The organism is Staphylococcus sp. CWZ226 (assembly GCF_018986355.1).
GTDB lineage: Bacteria > Bacillota > Bacilli > Staphylococcales > Staphylococcaceae > Staphylococcus > Staphylococcus simulans.
In genome coordinates this window covers 21,988-44,673 of record NZ_JAHMSB010000004.1, presented here as the reverse complement: position 1 = coordinate 44,673, position 22,686 = coordinate 21,988, and the positions used below count along the sequence as shown (strand labels likewise).

General features: G+C 37.6%; 8 protein-coding genes. 3 read left to right on the top strand and 5 right to left on the bottom strand.

Annotated elements, in window-relative coordinates; genetic code table 11:
• Nucleotide 1: 1 nt before the first annotated feature.
• The 5 genes from KRR19_RS04385 to kapB form a co-directional block, all read right to left on the bottom strand.
• Entirely contained in the window at nucleotides 2–1,498 is a 1,497-nt protein-coding gene (locus KRR19_RS04385; RefSeq protein ID WP_031262781.1) for a Na+/H+ antiporter subunit D, read from the bottom strand.
• Nucleotides 1,485–1,835 (bottom strand): Na+/H+ antiporter Mnh1 subunit C, encoded by a 351-nt coding sequence (gene mnhC1, locus KRR19_RS04380; protein ID WP_002481854.1) that lies wholly within the window; start codon nucleotides 1,833–1,835, stop codon nucleotides 1,485–1,487. Before mnhC1 ends, KRR19_RS04385 begins: the two co-directional genes overlap by 14 nt.
• Nucleotides 1,835–2,263, bottom strand: coding sequence for a Na(+)/H(+) antiporter subunit B (locus KRR19_RS04375; RefSeq protein WP_002481855.1), 429 nt, complete (start codon nucleotides 2,261–2,263; stop codon nucleotides 1,835–1,837). The genes mnhC1 and KRR19_RS04375 overlap by 1 nt, the downstream gene beginning before the upstream one ends.
• Nucleotides 2,244–4,661, bottom strand: a complete 2,418-nt coding sequence (locus KRR19_RS04370; RefSeq protein ID WP_216733472.1) for a Na+/H+ antiporter subunit A — start codon at nucleotides 4,659–4,661, stop codon at nucleotides 2,244–2,246. Before KRR19_RS04370 ends, KRR19_RS04375 begins: the two co-directional genes overlap by 20 nt.
• Before the next feature lie 126 nt (nucleotides 4,662–4,787).
• Nucleotides 4,788–5,171, bottom strand: a complete 384-nt coding sequence (gene kapB, locus KRR19_RS04365) for a sporulation phosphorelay system protein KapB (RefSeq protein WP_002481857.1) — start codon at nucleotides 5,169–5,171, stop codon at nucleotides 4,788–4,790.
• A gap of 72 nt (nucleotides 5,172–5,243) precedes the next feature.
• On the opposite strand from kapB, the gene KRR19_RS04360 reads away from it, so the two are divergent.
• The 3 genes from KRR19_RS04360 (at nucleotide 5,244) to KRR19_RS04350 (ending at nucleotide 22,456) form a co-directional block, all read left to right on the top strand.
• Nucleotides 5,244–5,840: a peptidylprolyl isomerase gene (locus KRR19_RS04360; protein ID WP_002481858.1), complete on the top strand. Its 597-nt coding sequence runs from the start codon at nucleotides 5,244–5,246 to the stop codon at nucleotides 5,838–5,840.
• A gap of 92 nt (nucleotides 5,841–5,932) precedes the next feature.
• Nucleotides 5,933–6,190, top strand: a complete 258-nt coding sequence (locus tag KRR19_RS04355) for a DUF1871 family protein (protein ID WP_002481859.1) — start codon at nucleotides 5,933–5,935, stop codon at nucleotides 6,188–6,190.
• Between the two features lie 387 nt (nucleotides 6,191–6,577).
• Nucleotides 6,578–22,456, top strand: coding sequence for a lectin-like domain-containing protein (locus KRR19_RS04350; RefSeq protein WP_216733470.1), 15,879 nt, complete (start codon nucleotides 6,578–6,580; stop codon nucleotides 22,454–22,456).
• The last annotated feature ends 230 nt before the right edge of the window (nucleotides 22,457–22,686 follow it).

Below are 22,686 nucleotides of genomic sequence, written 5' to 3'. Positions count from 1 at the left end.
ATTATTTCACCCCCAGTACGCTGTCGATATATGCTTTAGGATCATAGAATGTGACAGCTGCTTCTTTAACGAATGGATACAACCATTCCGCTGCGAAACTAAAGACCACACATAGCGCAACAGCTAGAATTGCGACACTTAATAGGCCGCGGTAGTGTAAATGCGGATTAAATGTATAACCTTTTGACTCTCCGAAGAATCCTCTGATAAAAATCTTCATCACAGAATATAAAATTAAGAGACTAGATAATAAGACGACAATACCGCTGATATAAAATCCTTGTTCAAATGCGGCACGAACGATATACATTTTACCGTAGAAACCGCTGAAAGGTGGAATACCTGCAAGGTTTAAACATGCGATAAAGAATGTCCATCCTAAAACAGGATAATGTTTTATCAATCCACCGAACTTTCTGATATCTGTGGTACCAGTGATTTTAAGCATGACACCGATTAAGAAGAATAATGCTGCTTTAATCAACATGTCATTGACTGTGTAATATAACGCGCCGATGATACCAGCTTCATTCATCATTGCTACACCAACTAGGATGATACCAACCGCAATCATGATGTTATATAAAATGATTTTCTTCGTATCATTAAAGCTGATTGCCCCGATAGAACCGAAGATAATCGTTAATAACGCTAAGATCAGTACTGTGTAGTGCGAGAATGTCAGTGTGTGTGCAAAGAATAAACTTAATGTTCTCGCAATCGCATAAACGCCGACTTTCGTAAGCAAGGCACCAAAGAATGCGATAATCGCAAACGGAGGTGCGTAGTAAGCCCCAGGTAACCATACATACATAGGGAAGGCACCGGCTTTTGTTGCGAATACAAAGAGGAACATCACGAATACAATGCTGACAAGTCCGCTTTGTGTATCAGATAAGTGTCCTAATTTCTGACTGATATCTGCCATGTTCAATGTTCCGACTACTGCGTACAAGATACCGACAGCCACTACGAAGAAGGCTGAAGATGCCACGTTCACAAGTAAGTATTTGATTGTTTCTTGTAATTGTATCTTCGTACCGCCAATAACGAGTAGGGAGTATGAAGAAATCAAGAATACTTCGAAGAATACGAACATGTTGAAGATATCACCTGTGATAAATGCACCGATAATACCTGTTTCCATGAACATGACTGCGAAATAGTAATAATATGTTTCACGGTGTAAACCGATTGATTGATATGAGAACAAAATAATCAATATAGTTACAATTAAACTAGTAATTACTAATGTTGCACTGAATAAATCAAGTACAAATACGATACTGTATGGTGCTTTCCAAGAACCTAATTCTAATTTCAAAGGTCCATGGTGCCATACGTTGATAAAGTTCCAAATGGCAAGACCTAATGCGATTAAAGATCCGCCTAAAGCGACATAACGTTTAATGAAAGGACGCTTGCCGATAAATACAAGAATCACTGCAGTAATCATAGGTGTAATCAACATCGCAGCGATTAAGTTATCTAGCATCATCATCTTCTGGCACTCCCTTCATTTGTTCTACGTTGTCAGTTCCAAGTTCCTTATAGCTTCTGAAAGCAAGTACTAAGAAGAACGCTGTAACCGCGAATGAAATAACAATCGCAGTTAAGATTAACGCTTGCGGGATAGGGTCGACATAACTTTTTGTTCCGTATTTAAAGATTGGAACAGAGCCTTCACCTAAGCCGCCCATTGTGATTAAAAACAAGTTTGCAGCATGTGTTTGAACTGCGGTACCAATAATGATTCGAATCAAGCTCTTAGACAAAATGAGATAGATACTGATTGATGTTAAGATACCGCAAACAATAATCATAATTATTTCCATTACTCATTCTCTCCAATCGCTAAAATAATTGTCATTACTGTACCGACAACGGCTAATAATACGCCTAGGTCAAAGAATAATGCTGTATGGATTTCCATAGGTTTTAAGAGTGGAAGCGGTACTTCGAATACTTTATGTGTAAAGAAGTTTTTGTGATAGAACCAGCTTGCAACAGGTGTCATAACACAAAATGTAAGACCAATCGCAATCAGCTTCTTAAAATCCCACGGGAAAATTTTACGCATTGTTTTCACATCGAAGGCCACCGCAACGAGTACTAATGAACTTGAAACAAGTAAACCTCCAATGAATCCGCCACCGGGTTGGTAATGTCCATTTAGAAATAGTGAAAAGGCGAACATGACAATTAAGAAGAAAATGACTACCGTTGAGTATTGAAAGATAATATCATTTTTCTGTTTGTTCATTTTCATCCACCCTTTCATAACCATTTTTATGTTTAGAACGTAATTTAATTAACGTGTAAACTGCTAGACCAGCGATACCTAATACAGATGATTCGAATAAAGTATCGGTACCACGGAAGTCAACAAGGATAACGTTAACCATGTTGTTACCATGTGCTAAACTATGGACATTTTCTTTGTAGTAAGCCGCAATAGAATCGAAATGTTTATTACCATATGCGATTAAACCAAGGATTGTTACTGCGATACCGACACCAGTCGCGATTACGGCGTTTGTTACTTTAAATGAAGTCGTTTCGTTATAACGGTTCAAGTTTGGTAAATGGTAGAAACATAATAAGAACAATGCGGTTGAAATTGTTTCAACTACGAATTGTGTTAATGCTAAGTCTGGTGCGTTAAAGAAGATATAGAATATCGCCATAGAATAACCCACAGCACTCAGCATGATAATACTGAACAGTCTTGAACATGCAAAGACTAACATAATTGCAGCTGCTAAAATCATCACAACAATGATAACTTCATATGAACGTACACGACTGACATGACTGAAATCAAATGCAAATGGCAATGCAAGTACAGTAACAGCAGTTAATACGATTAAACTGCCCATAATGACAACAAGTTTATTACGGATAAATCCGCTCATATAAGTATGTGTCACTAGTTTAGAGAATACCGGTAAGTTGTCTGCTGAACGATCATAGAAATGATTTAGTTCGAGACGCTCTGGGATATTCTCTAGAACTTTAACCCACTTATGATAAGTGAAGATTAATAGAATACCGATTGCGTAAATAACTAAAGTTGAGAAGAATGCAGGTGTGAATCCATGGAATAAATGGAATTCTGCATCTGGCAACTTCGCATTACGTATTGCTTGGCTTGCCGGATCAATAATCGGTTTTGCTAATAATGTTGGGAATAAACCGAATACCACTACTAATACTGCTAAGAAAGCAGGAGCAATCCACATTAACACTGATGGTTCGTGTGGTTTATGTGGTAAAGATTCAGGTTTGTATGAACCCCAGAAAATTTGACCGATAAATCTGACTGAATATACAAATGTAAAGATACTACCTAAAATCGCAACAATTGGAATCAAGACACCTAACGTGTTCAAGCTGAAAAGAGGTGCTTGTGTAACATTAATCATTGCTTCAAGGAAGCTCTCTTTTGATAAGAAACCGTTAAATGGCGGCACACCAGCCATACTTAACGCTGAAATGACTGTAATTGTAAATGAAATCGGCATAATTGTCATTAAACCACCGAGTTTACGTACGTCACGTGTTCCGGTTTCGTGATCGATAATACCTGCGACCATGAAGAGTGCACATTTGAATGTGGCATGGTTAATTAAATGAAAGACTGCTGCGATAAACGCGGCTGCATAAAATTGGCTTTGTGAACCTTGGAAGTGGAAGCTGACAGCTCCGATACCAAGCATTGACATGACCATACCGAGTTGTGAAACAGTTGAGAAAGCTAAGATACCTTTCAAATCTGACTGTTTTGTCGCATTTAAAGATGCCCAGAATAATGTGACTAATCCAATTGCAGTGACTGTCCAAATCCAACCTTGTGATAATGCAAAGATTGGTGTAAGTCGTGCAACTAAGTAAATGCCCGCTTTGACCATTGTTGCAGAGTGCAGATAAGCACTGACTGGCGTAGGTGCTTCCATTGCATCTGGTAACCAGATATAAAATGGAAATTGCGCTGATTTTGTCATTGCACCAAAGAGTATTAAAATCATAGCCAAGATAAAGAACGGGCTTGATTGAATCTCAGAGGCATGTGCAATAAGATGGCGAATACTTGTTGAATGTCCTGAAAGTGTCATTAAGATAAAGCCGCCGAGTAAAGATAAGCCGCCAAATACTGTAATTAATAATGACTTTTGAGCACCGTAGAGTGAAGCCTCTCTAGTGCGCCAAAATGAAATTAATAAGAAACTAGAAAATGATGTCATTTCCCAGAATAAATACAGCATAAAGACGTTATCTGATAACACGACGCCTAGCATTGCACCCATAAAGAGTAATAAATAACAATAGAAATTACCCAATTGTTCCTTTTTGCTTAAATAGCTAATTGAATAGAAGGTAACTAAAGCACCGATACCTGTAATCAATAAACTGAACAATAAGCTTAATCCATCAACATATAAATTGTAGTTCATACCAATTTGCGGCATCCATGGTAATTCCGCAAAACGTGTTTTACCTGACATCGTTGTCGAAATATAAGTTAAGAAATAAATAAATAAAACGACGGGGACAGGTAATGTGAACCATCCTATATGTATACGCTTAATGAAACGATAAACAATAGGGATAATGAGTGCAAAAATGAACGGCAACAATACCGCTGCATGTAACCAACTCATTATTTGTCCTCCTTTGAATATAAGATAACCTCATTATACATCAATGTGAAGTGTGTAAAAACCTTGTTTTCCGGTAACACGCTTACATTTCGGGGGTCTTTTAAATAAGAAGAAACCCATAATAAATTATTTAAAATTTTGTTTGTACTGAATGCCATAATCATTCTTTAGCGTATTTAAATTGTGTAAAGACATTTTCGCATGTTCAGTATTTTCTTGTTTTAATTGTTCTTCATAATTTGTAATCGCTTGTTGTAAAGAATCTACATAATCTAAAGGTTCAACATTGAATTCGCGTAATTTTGATTTAGGTGTGAATCTTTTTTCATAATGACTGAGTGCGCGACGTTCATGGAAGAAGACGCCCTCTGTTGCTGTTGGATCATGTAAATCACCTTGTTTAGGATGTTTGATGACTTGTTCAACTTGAACTAAGACTTCACCGTTGTCTTTCTCTTCTACAATTGAAACACCATAGCTTCCTGTTTTATGTGAAAAACGATATAACATTTTAATACTTCCTTTCTGTGGTATATGTTAATATTGAGATACATCAATCTTAACATGAATGGAGTATTAATTATGGCAAACTATCCTCAATTAAATAAAGAAATCCAAGATAATGAAATTAAAGTCGTAATGCACACAAATAAAGGTGACATGACTTTTAAACTATTTCCTGATTTAGCACCAAAAACTGTTGAAAACTTTGTGACACATGCTAAAAATGGTTATTATAACGGCATTACTTTCCACCGTGTTATCAACGATTTTATGGTACAAGGCGGCGACCCAACAGCAACTGGTATGGGCGGTGAAAGTATTTACGGTGGAGCGTTTGAAGATGAATTCTCTATGGAAGCATTCAATTTATATGGCGCATTATCAATGGCGAACGCTGGTCCTAACACAAACGGTTCACAATTCTTCATCGTACAAATGAAAGAAGTACCTGAAAACATGTTGAATCAATTAGCTGATGGCGGTTGGCCAAAACCAATCGTAGAAGCATACGGTGAAAAAGGCGGAACACCTTGGTTAGACCAAAAACACACAGTATTTGGTCAACTTGTTGAAGGTGAAAATACTTTAGAAGATATCGCAAATACTAAAGTAGGTCCTCAAGACAAACCAGTTCATGATGTAGTTATTGAATCAATTGATGTTGAAGAAAAATAAGTAGACAAGCATTTCAAATAGATGATGCAGCTCGATTTGTGGTGACGCAAATCGGGCTTATTTTAAGAAAAGATAAAGGAGGTTAATTCTCAGTGGAAAAGAACGAGGTCAATATTGCGTTATATCAACAACTCGCAGATTGGAATCCGATGAACTTTCAGGATCAAACGATGGGGGATGCTGAAGTGTATGAAATGATGGATGCAGTTCATCAAATTGACGATACACAGGCATTAGCACAAAAGTTCCAGGATATCTTTATGTATTCATTTGAAGAAAAACTTCCTATAGAAGAATGTCAGAAACAAGCTGAAGCGGCATTGTCATTAGAAGGTACATGCGGGTTATAAATAGACAGTAAGCTTAAACTAAAAAACATTATATTTATTAAAAATAAGCGAGATTATAGAGTGCTATAAGGTTTAACCCTTAAAGTATACTATAATCTCGCTTTGTTTTATTACGTTTATGTTACGTTTTTGTAAATTTTACATGTAGAAATTATGTTGATGCTTATAAACTATAATGTTGAAAGTCTTATTGTGCACATTAAAATATGCCGGTAATAGTAGATGCAACCGTAGTTTATATGTATTATGCACCATTATTTTTAAAATACATAACTGAATACTATAAAATACCATTAAAACTTCATGAAACCTATTTTATATACAATTGCGTCACTCTGTTTTATAATTATAAAGTAGTTCAAAATTTAATATATCGGAGGACATCAAATGAAGAAGTTGGATTTTTTGCCTAACTTAAGAAATCGCTATTCAATTAGAAGATTTACTGTAGGTACAGCATCTATTCTTATTGGATCACTTTTATTCTTAGGTCACAATGGCGAAGCCAAAGCAGCGGAGAGCACAAACGATAACACAGTTGTAGAGGCATCTAAAGATACAAGTACATCCCAACAAGAACCGGTAGAGAACACAGTGCCACAAGATAAAACAACAGACACTACTCAACAAGCTGGAAACACTCAAACTACATCAAATGTATTGGAGACAGTTAAGACAGACGCATTGTCTAAACTTTCTACATTTACACATTTAACTGAAGAAACAGTTAAACAATATACTGCTGAAGTCAAACAAGCTCAAACTGAAGCTGACGTTCAAGCAGTTGTTGACAAAGCACAAAAAGCAGAAGCTGAAGCAGTGAAACAAGCTGAAGCCGAACAAACGAAAACAGTTGATTCTACAAAAGAACAATCAGCAGCTACTACTGAAGTTCCTAAATCAACAACTGAGTCAGTTAAAGAAGAAACTAAAGCTGATACAACATCAGCAACAACTTCTGAAACAAACAATACTTCAGAAGCTAAAACAGTGACTTCAACAGACCAAGCAACACCAACAATAGAATCAACACCACTATCTACCGAACAAAAGGTAGATAAAGTGAAAACTGAACTTGCCTCAGATTATGACAGTTCAAAAGTAGATGCAGCATTAGCTGTTATCGATACTACAGATTTAACAGAGGACCAAATTAAAGCAGAAGTGTTAAAACTTTTACTTGAGCAAGGTTCAGCACAAAAAGACTTATACAGCCCACAAGCGACAAAATTAAGATCAGCAGTAGAAGAACCAACGACAGCAGTACGAACATTTTCAGTTGATACATCTTTAAAAAATGAAGTCGTTGTAACGCCTGAGAACTTTAATCAATACTTCTTTTTAGTGGATGACGCATACTATGATCCATCTTCAGGTACTGCAACACTTACGCAAAACTGGCCAAGTCAAAAAGGTTCAATCTCTCTAGATACAAAAATGAATGTTAATAAAGATTTCCATTTTTCTGGATGGATTAATCTTGGTGATAAATATGAAGGACATCCTAAAGTAGGTGCTCCAGGTGGTGATGGGATTGCCTTTATCTTCAACCCTGGTAACACCCATGAGTTAGGATTATACGGTTCAGCATTAGGTGTCGGCGGACTTAAATATGCTTTTGGTTTCAAATTAGATACTTATGTGAATACTCAGTATGATCCAAAAGGTAAAGCTAAACCTGACCCAGCGCAATTTAATAAAGTAGGTGCCTTTGGTGCGTTTGTATTTGCGGATTCAACAGGTGTTGTATCAACACAACCAGGTTTAACTGGATGGAAGGCCGCATTATTAGATGTTCAACCAGAAAACAACCAATTCCAACGATTTACTATTGACTATAGTGGTGATACGAAAGATATGACCATCACGTATGCAGGTCAAACTTGGAAACAAAATATGAACAATTACTTTAAATATACGCATAAAAATGAGTATGCATTATCTATTGCAGCTACAACAGGTGGGGCATATAACCTACAACAAGTAAAACTTGAAAAATTCACATATACTGCAGCTGCCTTATTAGAAGAAGATTTTGTAGATACAGATTTACAAGAATTAATCGATAGACCACTCCGTACATCAGGTGATGTTGATAAGATTATTACTGTACAAGACCACAATGCATATTTAGCAGAAAAAGGTTATAAGTTTGTAAGTGAAGATACATCATATGCGCCGACTTATGATGCAGCTAAAAAGACAATTAAATTAACTAATGCGAGTCAATTTCTTGTTTACTATGTTAAAGATATTGAAGCACCGAAAATTGGTGATATAGAAGCGCCAACAGTTGATGTTAATACAGCAATGACACCGTTAGTTTTAGATATTACTGATAATAGTAAGCATCTTAAAACGAAAACAGTGACAGGTTTACCTGCAGGTGTAACATTTGATGAAGCTACAAATACAATCTCTGGTACACCGACTGCAGTGGGTACGTCAACAATAACTGTAACTGCAACTGACCATGCTGGTTTAAGCACTACTAAAACATTTACGTATACAGTAGTAGATACAAAAGCGCCAGATGTTACTTTGGTTGTAGATCAAACAACTGAAGCATATACACCGATGACACCAATTACTGTAAATGCTGAAGATAACTCTAAAGTTGCACCGACATTAGCAGTAACAGGTTTACCAACTGGATTATCATTTGACCCAACAACAAAACAAATTACAGGTACACCGACAACTGTTGGTACATCTACAGTAACAGTTAGCGCAACTGATGGTTCAACAAATGTTGGTACTTCAACATTTAATATTGTAGTAACGCCTAATAAAGCGCTTGAAGCATTAAAAGCAGCAGTCGCAGATGCGAAAACTGTAAATAAAAATGACTACACACCAAATAGTGTTGCAGCATTAGATGCGAAGTTAACTGAGGCAGAAGCATTAATTGCTCATCCTGAAAATGGTTCAACAGATCAATTTAATGCGAAAACTCAAGAGGTTAAACAAGCAAAAGATCAATTAGTGCGTAAAGCAGATAAAACAGACTTAGAAAAAGCTATTGCAGAAGCAAGTAAATATACAAACTTAGATCCAACTAAACCAATGGATCAACAATTAATTACAGCTTTAGCTAATGCGAAAAATACAGATACAGATCAAAATGCGACTCAAAAAGCAGTAGACGACAGTAAAAATAGTTTAAATAACGCTATCCAAGAAAAATTAAGAGCGGATGCATATGAAAAACTACAACAAGCTGTGATGAGAGGTGTACAAGTCGCAAAAACAGATGGTTATACACCAAACAGCTTACAAGCCGTTAAAGATACGATTCAAAAAGTAAATCCATTAGTAACAGCGTCTATGTCTGATGATCCAACAGTACGTAAACAATATACTATTGAACAAATCGAACAAGCGACAAAAGACATCAATGATAGTATTTCTGGTTTAGTACGCCAAGCAGATAAAACAGAATTACAAAAAGCAATCGATAAAGCAGGTACTTTAGGTACATTAAATCCAGCAGATACTGAAGATAAAGCTGTTCAAGATAAATTAGCAGCAGCAAACACAGTTAAAGCAGATGGCAATGCCACAAAAGAACAAGTTGATCAAGCGACAGCTGATTTAAATAAAGCGATTGATCAAAAACTTTATCAAGATGCTTTAGATCGTTTGAATGCGGCAATTAAGGATGCGAAAGGTGTAAACCAAGCAGATTACACACCAGCTTCAGTGACACCATTTGATGCAGCAATTAAAGCAGGTGAAGCGAAAGCAGCAGATAAAACAGCTACACCTGAACAATTAGATGCAGCAGCAAAAGCAATCACTGATGCAAAAGCACAATTACAACATAATGCAGATAAATCAGCATTAGAAGCGGCAATTAATAAAGCCAAAGCATTAGGTGCGTTAAATGAAGCAGATGCTGAAGATAAAGCAGTCAAAGATGCCCTAACAGCAGGTGAAGGTGTTAAAGACAATGCGAACGCAACAACACAACAGGTAGCTGATGCGACAAAAGCTATTAATGATGCAATTGCAGCTAAAGAACATGCAGATGCATTAGATGCTTTAAAAGCAAAATTAGCTGAAGTCAAAGCGTTAGATAAAGCACCATTCACGCCTGATAGTGTGAATGCTTTAAATGCACAAGTGACAGCTGGAGATGCAGTAGTTGCAGCTGAAAAATCTAAAACAACAGAAGAAATCAAAGCAGCAACAAAAGCATTAACAGATGCACAAAAAGCACTTGTGAAACAAGCAGATAAAACAGAATTAGAAAAAGCTATTGCAAAAGCGGGTACTTTAGGTCAACTTAATGCAGCTGATACTGAAGACAAAGCAGTTCAAGATGCTTTAGCAAAAGCAAACCAAGTCAAAGCAGATGGTAATGCAACTCCACAACAAGTGGCAGAAGCAACAGATACTTTAAATAAAGCAATCGACAAAAAACTTTACCAAGATGCCTTGGATGAATTAAATGCAGCAATTAGAGATGCAGAAGCTGTTACAAAAGCTAATTACACACCTGAAACTGTGACACCATTTGAAAAAGCAGTTACAGATGGTAAAGCAAAAGCAGCAGATTCAAATGCAACACCAGAACAACTTAAAGCAGCGGCGCAAGCAATTAAAACTGCGAAAGATGCGTTAAAACAAAAAGCAAATAAAGCAGAGCTTGAAAAATCAATCGCAACGGCTGAAGCATTACAACCATTAAAAGCAGGAGATCCTGAAGATGACGCAGTTAAAGCAGCTTTAGACAAAGCAAAACAAGTTGATGCGAACCAAAACGCTGACCAAGCAGCTGTAGATGCAGCGAAAGTCGAATTAGACAATGCAATTAAAGCAAAACAAACACAAGATGCAGCAGATGCATTAAAACAAGCAGCACTTGATGAGTTAAAAGCAGAACTTGCAAAAGTCGCTAAAATTGATAAAAACAACTTTACACCTGATAGCGTTGCACCATTAACTGAAAAAGAAACAGCAGGCAATGCGATTGTTGCTAACCCTGAAAATAAAACAGTTGATGAAATTAAAACAGCAACACAAGCGTTGAAAGATGCTGAAAAAGGATTACAAGCTAAATCTGATAAAGCAGCATTACAAGCAGCAATTGATAAAGCAGAAGCATTAACAGGTTTAAATCCCGCAGATGCAGAAGATAAAGCAGTCCAAGATGCTTTAGCAGCAGCTAAAAAAGTGAATGATAATCCAAATGCGTCACAAGCTGAAGTTCAAGCAGCTACAAAAACATTAAATGATGCCATAGCAGCTAAGGAACATTCAGATGCATTAGATGCTTTAAAAGCAGAACTTGCAAAAGTGGCTGGTCTTAATAAAGATCAATACACACCAAACAGTGTAGCGCCTTTAAATACAAAAGAAGCAGATGGTAAAGCCATTGTTGCAGCACCAGAAGCTAAAACAACTGAAGAAATTAAAGCGGCAACGCAAGCGCTTAAAGAAGCAGAAGCCGGTTTAGTAGATAGAGCGGATAAAACTGCATTACAAACTGCGATTGAAAAAGCAGAAGCCTTACCAAACTTAGATGCAGCGGATAAAGAAGATAAAGCAGTTCAAGACGCCTTAGCAGCAGCTAAAACTGTTAAAGAAGATGCTAATGCTACACCTCAAGCGGTTCAAGCAGCTACAAAAGCATTAAACGATGCTGTAGCAGCGAAAGAACGTCAAGACGCATTAGATGAATTGAATAAAGCAATTAAAGCAGCAGAAGCTGTTAACAAAGATAGCTTTACTCCAGATTCAGTTGCACCATTCACAACAGCCTTAAATGATGGTAAAGCGAAAGCAGCAGATACAAATGCAACACCTGCAGAATTAAAAGCGGCAGCTAAAGCAATTACTGATGCACAAAATCAATTACAACCTGTAGCAGATAAAGCAGCATTACAAGCAGCCATTGCCAAAGCAGAAGCATTAAAAGATTTAAATCCAGCAGATAAAGAAGACAAAGCAGTTCAAGATGCTTTAGTAGCAGCTAAAACTGTAAATGATAATGCCAATGCAACACCTGATCAAGTCGCTCAAGCAACTAAAACATTAACTGATGCTTTAGCAGCAAAAGAACGTCAAGATGCATTAGATGAATTACAAAAAGCATTAGACGCAGCTAACGCAGTTAAGAAAGATGACTACAAACCAAGCACTGTAGCACCGTTCGAAGCAGCCGTTCAAGCTGGTGAAGCAGCCAAAGCTGATACTTCTAAAACTCCAGAACAGTTGAAAGAAGCAGCACAAGCAATCAAAGACGCGCAAAATGCATTACAAGCGAAAGCAAATAAAGCTGAACTTGAAAAATCAATCGCGACAGCTGAAGGTTTAGGTCAATTAAACACAAATGATCCGGAAGACAAAGCAGTTCAAGATGCATTAAATAAAGCTAAAGAAGTTCAAGCAGATCAAAATGCGGATCAAGCAGCAGTCGATGCAGCTAAAAAAGCGTTAGATGATGCAATTAATGCTAAAAAAGCTCAAGATGCGAAAGAAGCTAAAGAAGCAGCGGATGCAAAACAAGCAGCGCTTGATGAATTGAAAGAAGAGCTAGCGAAAGTTGCAAAACTTGATAAAGATAGTTTCACGCCAAATTCAGTTACGCCATTAAATGAAAAAGAAAATGATGGTAAAGCAATTGTGGCTAATCCAGACAACAAAACAACTGAAGATATTAAAGCAGCCACGCAAGCATTGAAAGATGCGCAAAATAACTTAGTTCAAAAAGCTGATAAAGCAGAATTACAAAAAGCAATCGATAAAGCAAAAACTTTAGGTCAACTTGATCCTGCAGATAAAGAAGATAAAGCACTTCAAGATGCAGTAACTGCTGGTGAAGCGGTTAAAGCTGATGGTAATGCAACACCACAACAAGTGGCAGAGGCAACAAAAGCAATTAACGATGCCATCGCAGCAAAAGAACGTCAAGATGCATTAGATGAATTACAAAAAGCATTAGATGCAGCTAACACAGTTAAGAAAGATGATTATAAACCAAGCACTGTAACACCTTTCGAAGCAGCAGTTCAAGCTGGTGAAGCAGCGAAAGCTGATACTTCTAAGACTCCACAAGAGTTGAAAGACGCAGCCAAAGCAATCAAAGACGCGCAAGACGCATTACAAGCTAAAGCAAATAAAGCTGAACTTGAAAAATCAATCGCGACAGCGGAAGGTTTAGGTCAATTGGATGCAAATGACCCAGAAGATAAAGCTGTTCAAGATGCTTTAACAGCAGCGAAAGCAGTTGAAGTAGATCAAAATGCTGATCAAGCAGCAGTCGATGCAGCTAAAAAAGCATTAGATGACGCAATTAATGCTAAAAAAGCACAAGATGCAAAAGAAGCTAAAGAAGCAGCGGATGCAAAACAAGCAGCTTTAGAAGCATTGAAAGCAGAGCTTGAAAAAGCGAAAGCTGTTCAAAAAGATAATTTCACACCAGACAGCGTAAAACCGTTAACTGATGCAGAAACTTCTGGACAGGCGATTGTCGATGCACCAGATGGCAAAACAACTAAAGAAATTGAAGCGGCTACTCAAGCATTAAAAGATGCTCAAAAAGATTTAGTTCAAAAAGCTGATAAAGCTGAGTTACAAAAAGCAATCGATAAAGCAACTGGTTTAGGACAACTTGACCCTGCAGATAAAGAAGACAAAGCAGTCCAAGATGCTTTAGCAACAGCTAATACAGTTAATGATAATCAAAATGCGACACCTCAAGAAGTTCAACAAGCAACAGAAGCATTAAACAATGCAATTGCGGCTAAAGAACGTCAAGATGCATTAGATGAGTTACAAAAAGCATTAGACGATGCAAAAGCTGTTAAAAAAGATGACTACAAACCAAATACTGTAACACCGTTCGAAGCAGCAGTTCAAGCTGGTGAAGCAGCGAAAGCTGATACTTCTAAGACTCCACAAGAGTTGAAAGAAGCAGCCAAAGCAATCAAAGATGCTCAAAAAGCTTTAGAAGCTAAAGCAAATAAAGCAGAACTTGAAAAATCAATCGCAACAGCTGAAGGTTTAGGTCAATTAGACCCTGCAGATAAAGAAGACAAAGCAGTCCAAGATGCTTTAAACAAAGCGAAAGAAGTTCAAGCTGATCCTAATGCTTCACAAGATGCTGTAGATGCAGCTCAAAAAGCATTAGATGACGCAATTAATGCTAAGAAAGCACAAGATGCGAAAGAAGCTAAAGCAGCAGCTGACGCAAAACAAGCAGCATTAGACGCATTGAAAGAAGAACTTGCTAAAGTTGCTAAAAATGATAAAGATAACTTTACGCCTCATACAGTTGCACCTTTAACTGAAAAAGAGGATGCAGGTAAAGCTATCGTTGCAGCACCTGAAAATAAAACAACTAAAGAAATTGAAGATGCTACACAAGCATTAAAAGATGCAGAAGCAGCGTTACAAGCTAAATCTGATAAAGCGGCATTACAAGCAGCCATCGATAAAGCAAATGCTTTAGGTCAACTTGATCCTACTGATAAAGAAGATAAAGCTCTTCAAGACGCAGTTACTGCAGGTGAAGCTGTCAAAGCGGACGGAAATGCAACACCACAACAAGTTCAAGAAGCAACAAAAGCAATCACTGATGCTATCGCAGCAAAAGAACGTCAAGATGCATTAGATGCATTACAAAAAGCATTAGACGATGCGAAAACTGTTAAGAAAGATGACTACAAACCAAATACTGTAGCTCCATTTGAAGCAGCTATTACTGCAGGCGAAGCAGCCAAAGCAGATGCGACTAAGACTCCTGAAGAGTTGAAAGCAGCAGCTAAAGCAATCACTGATGCTAAAAACAATCTTGAAGCGAAAGCTAACAAAGATGAATTGAACAAAGCAATTACTACTGCAGAAGGCTTAACTTTAGATCCAAACGATAAAGAAGATAAAGCGGTCCAAGATGCATTAGCAAAAGCTAAAGAAGTTCAAGCAGATCAAAATGCTACGCAAGCAGCAGTCGATGCAGCAAAAGCAGCATTAGAAGATGCAATTAACGCTAAAAAAGCACAAGATGCAAAAGAAGCTAAAGAAGCAGCTGACGCAAAACAAGCAGCGTTAGATGCATTGAAACAAGAGTTGGCTAAAGCAGCACAAGTTGATAAAAACAACTACACACCAGACAGTGTGAAACCATTGACTGATTCACAAACAGCAGGACAAGCGATTGTTGACGCACCTGAAAATAAAACAACTGAAGAAATTGAAAAAGCAACACAAGCATTGAAAGATGCACAAGCAGGTTTAGTTGCAAAAGCGGATAAAGCAGAACTTGATAAAGCAATCACTGCAGCAGAAGGCTTAACTTTAGATCCAAATGATAAAGAAGATAAAGCCGTTCAAGATGCATTAAATAAAGCAAAAGAAGTTCAAGCAAATCCTAACGCAACTCAAGAAGAAGTTAATGCAGCGAAAGATGCATTAAATAAAGCAATCGAAGCAAAAACTGCTCAAGATCAAGCAGATGCAGTCAAAGCAGCATTTGATGCATTAAAAGCAGAGCTTGAAAAAGCGAAAGCTGTTCAAACTGATAAATTCACTCCAGATAGTGTGAAACCATTAACTGATGCTGAAACAGCAGGACAAGCAATTGTTGATGCTCCAACAGGTAAAACTGTTGAAGAAATAAATAAAGCAACACAAGACTTGAAAGATGCACAAGCAGGTTTAGTCGCAAAAGCGGACAAAACTGAACTAGAAAAATCAATTGCAACTGCAGAAGGTTTAGGTCAATTAGATCCAACTGATAAAGAAGATAAAGCCGTTCAAGATGCCTTAGCAGCAGCTAAAGCAGTAGAACAAAATCCTAATGCGACACAAACTGAAGTTGATAATGCGAAAGCAGCGTTAGATGAAGCAATTAATGCTAAAAAAGCACAAGATGAGAAAGAAGCGAAAGCAGCAGCTGACGCAAAACAAGCAGCATTAGATGCGTTGAAAGCAGAGCTTGAAAAAGCGAAAGCAATCAACAAAGATGAGTACACACCAGACAGTGTGAAACCATTAACTGATGCACAAACAGCAGGACAAGCGATTGTTGATGCACCGGATAATAAAACAACAGCAGAAATTGAAGCAGCAACCCAAGCATTGAAAGATGCTCAAAAAGACTTAGTTCAAAAAGCTGATAAAGCTGAGTTACAAAAAGCAATCGATAAAGCTAATACTTTAGGTAACCTTGACGCGAATGATCCAGAAGACAAAGCGGTTCAAGATAAATTAGCAGATGCTGAAAGAGTTAAAGCTGATGATAATGCAACGCCACAACAAGTAGCAGAAGCAACAAAAGCATTAAACGATGCTATCGCAGCGAAAGAACATCAAGATGCTTTAGATGAATTAAATAAAGCAATCGACGCAGCAAACGCAGTCAATAAAGATGACTACAAACCAAATACAGTTAAACCTTTAGAAGATGCAGTTAAAGCGGGCGAAGCTGCAAAAGCGGATGCGACTAAGACTCCACAAGAGTTGAAAGACGCAGCCAAAGCAATCACTGATGCTCAAAAAGCTTTAGAAGCAAAAGCTAATAAAGATGAGTTAAACAAAGCTATTACAAATGCTGACGGTCTAACTTTAGATCCAACAGACGCAGAAGATAAAGCAGTCCAAGATGCTTTAAATAAAGCGAAAGAAGTTCAAGCAGATCCTAATGCTTCTCAAGCAGATGTTGATGCGGCAAAAGAAGCTTTAGAAAATGCAGTGAACGCTAAGAATGCACAAGATGCAAAAGAAGCTCAAGCAGCAGCGAAAGCTAAACAAGACGCTTTAGATGCATTAAAAGCAGAGTTAGAAAAAGTCGCTAAAATTAACAAAGACAACTTCACTCCAAACACAGTTGCACCATTAACTGAAAAAGAGGAAGCTGGTAAAGCGATTGTTGCAAATCCAGATGCGAAAACAACTGAAGAAATCAAAGAAGCAACTCAAGCATTAATTGATGCAGAAAATGCATTACAAGCTAAGTCAGACAAAGCCGCTTTACAAGCAGCGATTGATAAAGCGAACACTTTAGGTGAATTGAATCCTGCTGATGCTGAAGATAAAGCCGTTCAAGATGCTGTAGCGGCGGGTGAAAAAGTTAAAGCTGACGGCAACGCAACACCACAAGAAGTGGCAGATGCTACAAAAGCTATTAACGATGCCATCGCAGCGAAAGAACGTCAAGATGCTTTAGATGAATTAAATAAAGCAATTGAAGATGCAAAAGCTGTTAATAAAGATGACTTCAAACCAAATACAGTGAAACCTTTTGAGGATGCGGTTAAAGCAGGTGAAACTGCAAAAGCAGATGCGACTAAGACTCCACAAGAGTTGAAAGACGCAGCAAAAGCAATTACTGATGCGCAAAAAGCTTTAGAAGCAAAAGCTAATAAAGATGAATTGAACAAAGTAATCACTACTGCAGAAGGTTTAACTTTAGACCCAACTGACAAAGAAGATAAAGCTGTTCAAGACGCATTAGCTAAAGCAAAAGAAGTTCAAGCAGATCCTAACGCTTCACAAGCAGATGTAGATGCAGCGAAAGCAGCTTTAGAAGATGCAATTAATGCTAAAAATGCTCAAGATGCAAAAGAAGCGAAAGCAGCAGCAGATGCCAAACAAGCAGCATTAGATGCGTTGAAAGCAGAGCTTGAAAAAGCAAAAGCAATCAACAAAGATGAGTACACGCCTAATAGTGTGAAACCATTAACTGATGCAGAAACAACAGGACAAGCAATTGTTGATGCACCTGACAATAAAACAACAGCAGAAATTGAAGCTGCTACACAAGCATTAAAAGATGCTCAAGCAGGTTTAGTTGCAAAAGCAGATAAAACAGAACTTGATAAAGCTATCACAACTGCTGATGGATTGACTTTAGATCCAGCTGATAAAGAAGATAAAGCTGTACAAGATGCTTTAGAAAAAGCAAAAGAAGTTCAAGCAAATCCAAATGCGACTCAAGATGAAGTTAATGCGGCGAAAGATGCATTAAACAAAGCAATTGAAGATAAAACTGCTCAAGATAAAGCAGACGCAAAACAAGCAGCGCTTGATGAGTTGAAAGCAGAACTTGCGAAAGTCGCAAAAATCGACCTTAATCAATACACACCTGATAGTGTGAAACCTTTAACAGATAAAGAAATCGAAGGTAATGCAATTGTAGCTATTCCAGATGCAAAAACTACAGAAGAAATCAAAGCTGTAACACAGGCGTTGAAAGATGCTCAAGCTGGTCTAGTTCAAAAAGCTGATAAAGCTGAATTACAAAAAGCAATCGATGCGGCAAATGCTTTAGGTAACCTTGATGCTGCTGATAAAGAAGATAAAGCACTTCAAGATGCAGTAGCAGTTGGTGAAAAAGTGAAAGCTGACGGCAACGCAACACCACAACAAGTGGCAGATGCTACAAAAGCAATTAATGATGCGATTGCAGCAAAAGAACATCAAGATGCTTTAGATGAATTACAAAAAGCAATCGATGCAGCAAAAGCAATCAATAAAGATGACTTCAAACCAAATACAGTGAAACCATTAGAAGATGCAGTTGCAGCGGGTGAAGCAGCGAAAGCAGACGCGACTAAGACTCCAGAAGAGTTGAAAGAAGCGGCTAAAGCTATCACTGATGCGCAAAAAGCTTTAGAAGCAAAAGCTAATAAAGATGAGTTGAATAAAGTAATCAATAATGCAGAAGGTTTAACATTAGATCCGACTGACAAAGAAGATAAAGCAGTTCAAGACGCGTTAGCTAAAGCACAAGAAGTTCAAGCAGACCCTAATGCTTCTCAAGACGCAGTAGATGCAGCAAAAGCAGCTTTAGAAGATGCAATTAATGCTAAAAATGCCCAGGATGCAAAAGAAGCTAAAGAGGCAGCAGATGCTAAACAAGCAGCATTAGACGCATTAAAAGCAGAACTTGAAAAAGCGAAAGCAATCAATAAAGACGATTACACACCAAACAGTGTAAAACCGTTAACTGATGCAGAAACAACAGGCCAAGCAATTGTTGATGCTCCAGATGGTAAAACAACTGAAGAAATAGAAGCAGCTACACAAGCATTGAAAGATGCCCAAGCTGGATTAGTAGCGAAAGCAGATAAAGCGGAACTTGATAAAGCAATCAATAATGCGGAAGGTTTAACATTAGATCCGACTGACAAAGAAGATAAAGCCGTACAAGATGCATTAGACAAAGCAAAAGCTGTTCAAGCAAATCCAAATGCAACTCAAGATGAAGTTAATGCAGCGAAAGATGCGTTGAACAAAGCAATTGAAGCGAAAACTGTTCAAGACAAAGCAGACAAAGTTAATGCAGCACTTGACGCATTGAAAGCAGAGCTTGAAAAAGCGAAAGCAATCAATAAAGACGATTACACACCAAACAGTGTAAAACCGTTAACTGATGCAGAAGCAGCGGGTCAAGCAATTGTCGATGCACCAACTGGCAAAACAGTAGAAGAAATAGAAGCAGCAACACAAGCATTAAAAGATGCGCAAGCTGGTTTAGTTCAAAAAGCAGATAAATCAGAGTTACAAAATGCTATCGATAAAGCTAACGCAATTGATAATCTTGAAGCGAATGATAAAGAAGATAAAGCAATCTTAGATGCAGTTGCAGCAGGTGAAAAAGTAAAAGCTGACGGCAACGCAACACCGCAAGAAGTGGCAGATGCTACGAAAGCAATTAATGATGCAATTGCGGCTAAAGAACATCAAGATGCTTTAGATGAATTGAATAAAGCAATCGAAGATGCAAAAGCTGTTAATAAAGATGACTTCAAACCTAACACAGTGAAACCTTTAGAAGATGCAATTAAAGCGGGTGAAACTGCAAAAGCAGATGTGACTAAAACTCCAGAAGAGTTAAAAGAAGCGGCTAAAGCAATTAACGATGCTAAAAATAATCTTGAAGCGAAAGCGAATAAAGATGAATTGAACAAAGCTATTACTGAAGCTGAAGGTTTAACATTAGATCCAAAAGATAAAGAAGACAAAGCAGTTCAAGACGCATTGGATAAAGCAAAAGCTGTTTTAGAAGATCCAAATGCGACACAAGAAGCAGTGGATGCAGCGAAAGATGCGTTGAATAAAGTGGTTGAAGCTAAGAAAGCTCAAGATGCAAAAGAAGCAGCTGAAAAACAAGCAGCACTTGATGCATTAAAAGCAGAGCTGGAAAAAGCGAAATCAGTAGATAAAGATGCATACACACCAAATAGTGTGAAACCATTAACTGATGCTGTAACAGTGGGTCAAGCAATTGTTGATGCTCCGAAAGATAAGACTGTTGAAGAAATCAAAAAAGCTACACAAGCATTGAAAGATGCCCAAGCAGGCTTAGTTGCGAAAGCAGATAAAGCGGAACTTGAAAAAGCAATCAATAATGCGGAAGGTTTAACATTAGACCCAACAGATAAAGAAGATAAAGCGGTCCAAGATGCGTTAGACAAAGCAATTGCCGTTCAAGAAAATCCTAATGCGACACAAGCAGAAGTAGACGCAGCGAAAGATGCGTTGAACAAAGCGGTTGAAGCTAAGAAAGCTCAAGATAAAGCAGACGCAGTCAATGCAGCACTTGAAGCGTTGAAAGCAGAGCTTGAAAAAGCCAAAGCAATTAATAAAGACGATTACACACCTAACAGTGTTGAACCATTAGTAGATGCAATGGCTGTGGCACAAGGTATTGTGAATAATCCGGAATCTGTAAATGTTGATCAAATCAAAGAAGCAACACAAACATTGAAAGATGCCCAAGCAGGCTTAGTTGCGAAAGCATATAAAACAGAACTTGAAAAAGCAATCAATAACGCAGAAGGTTTAACGTTAGATCCAAAAGATAAAGAAGATAAAGCCGTTCAAGAAGCATTAGACAAAGCAAAAGCAGTACAAGCAGATGCTAATGCGACACAAACAGAAGTAGACGCAGCTAAAGATGCGTTGAACAAAGCAATCGAAGCGAAAACTGCTCAAGACAAAGCAGACGCAGTCAATGCGGCACTTGAAGCGTTGAAAGCAGAACTTGAAAAAGCGAAAGCTATCAACCAAGCGGACTTTACTCCTAACAGCGTTGAACCATTAGTAGATGCAATGGCTGTGGCACAAGGTATTGTGAATAATCCGGAATCTGTAACTGTTGATCAAATCAAAGCAGCTACACAAGCGTTGAAAGATGCACAAGTTGGATTGGTTGCAAAAGCAGATAAAACAGAACTTGAAAAAGCAATCAATAATGCGGAAGGTTTAACATTAGACCCAACAGATAAAGAAGATAAAGCGGTCCAAGATGCGTTAGCCAAAGCAATTGCCGTTCAAGAAGATCCAAATGCGACACAAGCAGAAGTAGACGCAGCGAAATCAGCTTTAGAAGATGCAATTAACGCTAAAACTGCTCAAGACAAAGCAGACGCAGTCAATGCAGCTCTTGAAGCGTTGAAAGCAGAACTTGAAAAAGCCAAAGCAATCAATCAAAATGAGTTTACTCCTAATAGTGTTGAACCATTAGTAGACGCAATGTCAGTCGCACAAGGTATTGTGAACAATCCGGAATCTGTAACTGTTGATCAAATCAAAGCAGCAACACAAGCATTAAAAGATGCACAAGCAGGTTTAGTTGCGAAAGCAGATAAAACAGAACTTGAAAAAGCAATCAATAATGCAGAAGGTTTAACATTAGATCCAAAAGATAAAGAAGATAAAGCAGTACAAGATGCATTAGAAAATGCAAAATCTGTTCAAGCAGATGCTAATGCGACACAAACAGAAGTTGACGCTGCTAAAGATGCATTGAACAAAGCAGTTGAAGCTAAAGCAACTCAAGATAAAGCTGATGCATTAGCTGAATTACAAAAAGCTTTAGATAAAGCACAATCAACAGATAAAACTAAATACACACCTGAATCAGTAGAAAAATTAGATGCATCAGTAAATACTGGTAAAGCGGTTGTTGAAAATTCTAAAGAAGTATCAATCAAAGATATTAAAGAAACAACAAAAGCTATCGAAGATGCATTAAAAGCTTTAGAAGTAATTAAATCTCCTAAAACTGAAAAAGAAACTGACGAAGTTAAATCAACAACAGGTAAATCAGTTGTAAGAACATCTGATAAAGCAGTTAAGAAATCAGAAGGTTCAAAAGCACAAACTAAAGCAAATAAAGCCAAAGTATTACCAAACACAGGTCAAGAAACTCCAGCAGATCCTAAATATGCTACATTAATGTTAGCAATTGGTGGTTTAATGGCATTGTTCGGCAGACGTAAAAAAGAAGATAAAGATAATACAGAAAAATAATCGAATCAACTTTTGAGCACTAAACAGTAAAAGATTTAAGATAGTATTCACCCCTAGTTGGAATAATCTCCAGCTAGGGGTGTTTGCTTTTTATTAAGTTTTGAAGAATGCATCAATATGAATTATTTATATGACAAGGATACATTGATTTTATGTACTTTTAACAGATTTATGTTTCTGTCTATTAAGTTCTCATTACATAATTGTAAAAATGAAATTAAAAAACTGAG

Excerpts from the sequence above, each read along its gene's own strand:
- kapB (WP_002481857.1), bottom strand. The coding sequence starts at position 5,171 with ATGTTATATCGTTTTTCACATAAAACAGGAAGCTATGGTGTTTCAATT.
- mnhC1 (WP_002481854.1), bottom strand. The coding sequence starts at position 1,835 with ATGGAAATAATTATGATTATTGTTTGCGGTATCTTAACATCAATCAGT.
- KRR19_RS04350 (WP_216733470.1), top strand. The coding sequence starts at position 6,578 with ATGAAGAAGTTGGATTTTTTGCCTAACTTAAGAAATCGCTATTCAATT.
- KRR19_RS04385 (WP_031262781.1), bottom strand. The coding sequence starts at position 1,498 with ATGATGCTAGATAACTTAATCGCTGCGATGTTGATTACACCTATGATT.
- KRR19_RS04370 (WP_216733472.1), bottom strand. The coding sequence starts at position 4,661 with ATGAGTTGGTTACATGCAGCGGTATTGTTGCCGTTCATTTTTGCACTC.
- KRR19_RS04375 (WP_002481855.1), bottom strand. The coding sequence starts at position 2,263 with ATGAACAAACAGAAAAATGATATTATCTTTCAATACTCAACGGTAGTC.
- KRR19_RS04360 (WP_002481858.1), top strand. The coding sequence starts at position 5,244 with ATGGCAAACTATCCTCAATTAAATAAAGAAATCCAAGATAATGAAATT.